Raw genomic sequence first — 3296 nt, 5'->3', positions numbered from 1 at the left:
ATGTAGGTTTTTTTGATATTGCGGTCGACAGCCCATAGATGTCCGCGCAAAATGGCATCATTGATCATATCTGCGGTTCTCACCACCGATAAGAAAGCAAATTTTGTATCGCTTGAGAGGGTGCGATTACCCCAAAGACGATAACCGTTTTCGCGGATAATTGTTGTGATGTTTTGTTCGTTAAGAAGGTTGGCGCGGCTTGATCGATCACCAATGGAAAAATCAATGGGGCGTGCAATACCAACAATGCCATTGATCACTTTGTTTGAAGGGGAATGCCAAAAACCATGGGTAAAATCAGTTTTGGCAATGACACCTGCAACCGCTGCACTTGCTGGCTGTTCTATGATTTTGCCATTACGATTCACTTTTACAAATGGATCAATAAGAATGGCGCGCTTTGAATCAAAATCCTTTGCTGTGCTAAGAGCGGCTTCATCTGTTGTGTTGGGTGCATCAAGCACCACAATGGCGCGCAAACGTTCTGCAATGCCAATCAGTTCTGCTGCGACGGGGTTGGCAGTTGCACCAGTTCCATTCTCTTCAATATTCACACTGGAAGGGCGTTGATGTGTAAAGCCTGGAGCGATGAGAATGCGTGGTGTTTGTCCTACAATGGATTGTGCTCCAATGAAAGCATGAACACCTTCATAAGCGCCATTTGCGTTTACACCACCCAGAATATTGGTGAGTGTTGCATTTTCGTTGTCACCCTCGTTCACGCGTACGACAACGACAATTGCTCCTACTTGTTTAAAAATAAGATCAAGGGCATTGGGTAAAGTGCCGCGTCGTTTGCCTGTTCTATCGAGTTTTGCAGCTTGTGAAAGAGAGCCTGCTACCAAAACCGGTGTGTTGAGAGGGAATGCTTGTTCATCGGCATCGGGTGCTGTGCCAACAATCCCGATAACGGCAGACTGAACCGCGCGAAGGGGGCGGGTGCCGTCGTCAACTTCAACGACTTCAACACCGTGTAGAAAACCTGTTGCCATACTTTATGCTCCTTTAAATGAGGGGTGAATTAAAATGAATGGGAAAAATGAGGGTTGGATTTGAAATCGCACCCTTTAAAACAGCAAATCATAAGGATTTTGGTTCACTCGCATTTCAAATGCGAGTGAATAGTAAAGGGTAGCATTTCAAATGCGATCCTTTGAAAACAACAATATATGAAATAATTTTTTAAAAGCATATTGACACTAATAAACCCTCATGTTAGTCGAATCACAAGTGCTAGAAACACTAAACCATTAGCGGATAGGTCACGTAAGATCTCTCCCATGCATTTAAAATACTGATTGTCTTTTATGCTATTATTGGCATATAACGATTTTGTCGGGTGTAGCTATGCTATACAATACCTTCTCACGAGGGGAAGACATAGCGACGGACTAATGGCCGTGTTTCTAACGCCCGGCACCCTTAGGGGTGTCAATAGAGACATTAAAACCATTAGGAGTTCATCATGAACAATTTAGTGACAATCAACAATGCTGGTATTGCTGTTACAACTTCTTTAAAAATTGCAGAGGGTGTGGGTAATACGCATAAAACAGTTATACAGTTAGTACGCAATAATCGTAAGGATTTTGAAGAGTTTGGTTCACTTGGATTTGAAATCCAAGTGAGTAAAAGAGACGGTAAAGGTGGTCAAAAGAGAGAAGTTGCTATTCTCAACGAACCACAAGCCACTCTACTCATGACCTATATGCGTAACAATGATACGGTGCGTGCATTCAAAAAAGCCCTCGTTAAAGCTTTCTATGATTTAAAAAACCAATTAATTGATAATGACCGTGATACACGCTTTGATTTTCCAAGCAACTGGGATGAAATGGGACCTACTGAAAAAGCTGTTTATATTTATGGACCGCTTCACATGCATCTTGTTAAAGCTTTTACATTAGCAGAAGAGAGCAAACATTATAAAACGCTTGTTGAAGAAGCCAAGCGAGTTTTAGTAAGCCCTGTTGTAAAAGTAGCTTAAGTTAAAAACATGATTTTATCTCCTCGTCTTTGAGGCGGGGAGACAGTTAATGGCTCTGTTCCATTTGTATATCCACTTTATTAGCTGTTAATGTTGGAATAGAAGAGACATCAATGTCCCTCAAGGCATGCCATGTATCATAATTGGCTTGAAGCTGTAGCCAAAGGGCTGGTCCATTTCCTAACAATTTACCAATGCGAGCTGCTGTTACGGCTGTGACTGGACGTTCTCCTTTAAGGATACCGTGCAAGTGCTGGCGTGATATTTGAAGAATCCTAGCAATTTCGGTTTTGCTTGCATTTAAATGTTCTAAGGATTCAGCTAAAATTTCTCCTGGATGAGAAGGACAACGATTAGGATTACGTGTGGTCATGGATAGTTTCCTTTACAAATCTTAAAACCTTCAGTGGTATTGCTCTAGATCAACATGGTAAACGTGTCTGTCTTTAAATTCAAAAGTGATACACCAAGGACCATTGATATGAATTGTGTAGCGAGTTGGAGTAAAGCCTTTAAGCATATGAAAATTATAACCTGGTACATTGATATCACTAACTTGAGAAGCAGCGTCAAGGGCATCAAGACGGCGAATAATACGCTGTTGAAGCCTGCTATCAATCTTACTTTTTCCTGTTTCCCAGAGAGATTGGAGGTCTTTATTTTTAAATGTTTTGATCATAGCAAACTCAACAACTTTATTTTAAGTAAGATGTAATGTATTAAGTGACAATTGTCAACAAAAATGTTACAATTTAATATGATTGATGCCAACACTGTGGAACTACAAGAATTTAAGAAATGAATATCAAACCAATTCGTGCTGAGAGGGAGTACCAAGAAGCTTTAGAAATTGTGTCTGCAATGTTTGATAAGCAGCCAGAAGTTAATACTCCAGAATTTGATAGAATGAAAACTCTTGTTTTGTTAATTGAAGCTTATGAAACAGAACACTATCCTGTTTCTCCACCTCATGCGTAAAGAGAAGAATAGGTGCATGGAGGGGATAAATTTGCACGTTAACATCAAGGATTTTACAAACATACCAACGGCTGTCTGATCAAATATTGCTAAAAACTTAGATCCCTTGCCATTCTTAATAAAGTGAATACGAAGTTTAAATTCTATTGTCATTTTGCTCTCCAAATTAATGAAGAGACCATAACAATTATCTACACTCTCTCATAAGCCTGACACTGTCAGTCAAAAAGGACTTTAAAGAAAGAAAATCATACAAGCCTTATCGCCTAGATTTGATTATCTTTCTCTTGTGGTTCTTTTATGAGCTCTACGGGTGCGTCTATTTCTGTCA

The 3296-nt window shown here is 40.0% G+C and carries 5 protein-coding genes; 2 read left to right on the top strand and 3 right to left on the bottom strand.

Annotated features, from left to right (window positions below; genetic code table 11):
• A partial coding sequence (locus ACFILW_RS09250; RefSeq protein WP_375685640.1) for a phage tail sheath subtilisin-like domain-containing protein occupies positions 1-992 on the bottom strand: 992 nt, incomplete at its 3' end.
• A gap of 473 nt (positions 993-1465) precedes the next feature.
• Between ACFILW_RS09250 and ACFILW_RS09245 the strand changes: the two genes are divergently transcribed.
• Positions 1466-1987, top strand: a complete 522-nt coding sequence (locus tag ACFILW_RS09245) for a Rha family transcriptional regulator (protein ID WP_273791639.1) — start codon at positions 1466-1468, stop codon at positions 1985-1987.
• Positions 1988-2033: 46 nt separating this feature from the next.
• Here ACFILW_RS09245 and ACFILW_RS09240 read toward each other — a convergent pair whose 3' ends face one another.
• On the bottom strand, positions 2034-2360 hold the full coding sequence (locus ACFILW_RS09240; protein ID WP_273791640.1) for a HigA family addiction module antitoxin: 327 nt from the start codon (positions 2358-2360) through the stop codon (positions 2034-2036).
• A gap of 30 nt (positions 2361-2390) precedes the next feature.
• On the bottom strand, positions 2391-2666 hold the full coding sequence (locus ACFILW_RS09235) for a type II toxin-antitoxin system RelE/ParE family toxin (RefSeq protein WP_273791641.1): 276 nt from the start codon (positions 2664-2666) through the stop codon (positions 2391-2393).
• A gap of 119 nt (positions 2667-2785) precedes the next feature.
• On the opposite strand from ACFILW_RS09235, the gene ACFILW_RS09230 reads away from it, so the two are divergent.
• Positions 2786-2965 (top strand): hypothetical protein, encoded by a 180-nt coding sequence (locus ACFILW_RS09230; protein WP_375621862.1) that lies wholly within the window; start codon positions 2786-2788, stop codon positions 2963-2965.
• Positions 2966-3296: the final 331 nt, after the last annotated feature.

This window comes from Bartonella sp. TT110JLCBS (assembly GCF_042193405.1).
Lineage (GTDB): Bacteria > Pseudomonadota > Alphaproteobacteria > Rhizobiales > Rhizobiaceae > Bartonella.
This window is presented reverse-complemented; position numbering and strand designations above follow the sequence as displayed.

What these genes read in the sequence shown, in the direction of transcription:
- ACFILW_RS09230 (WP_375621862.1), top strand. Translation starts at nt 2,786, where the DNA reads ATGAATATCAAACCAATTCGTGCTGAGAGGGAGTACCAAGAAGCTTTA.
- ACFILW_RS09235 (WP_273791641.1), bottom strand. Translation starts at nt 2,666, where the DNA reads ATGATCAAAACATTTAAAAATAAAGACCTCCAATCTCTCTGGGAAACA.
- ACFILW_RS09240 (WP_273791640.1), bottom strand. Translation starts at nt 2,360, where the DNA reads ATGACCACACGTAATCCTAATCGTTGTCCTTCTCATCCAGGAGAAATT.
- ACFILW_RS09245 (WP_273791639.1), top strand. Translation starts at nt 1,466, where the DNA reads ATGAACAATTTAGTGACAATCAACAATGCTGGTATTGCTGTTACAACT.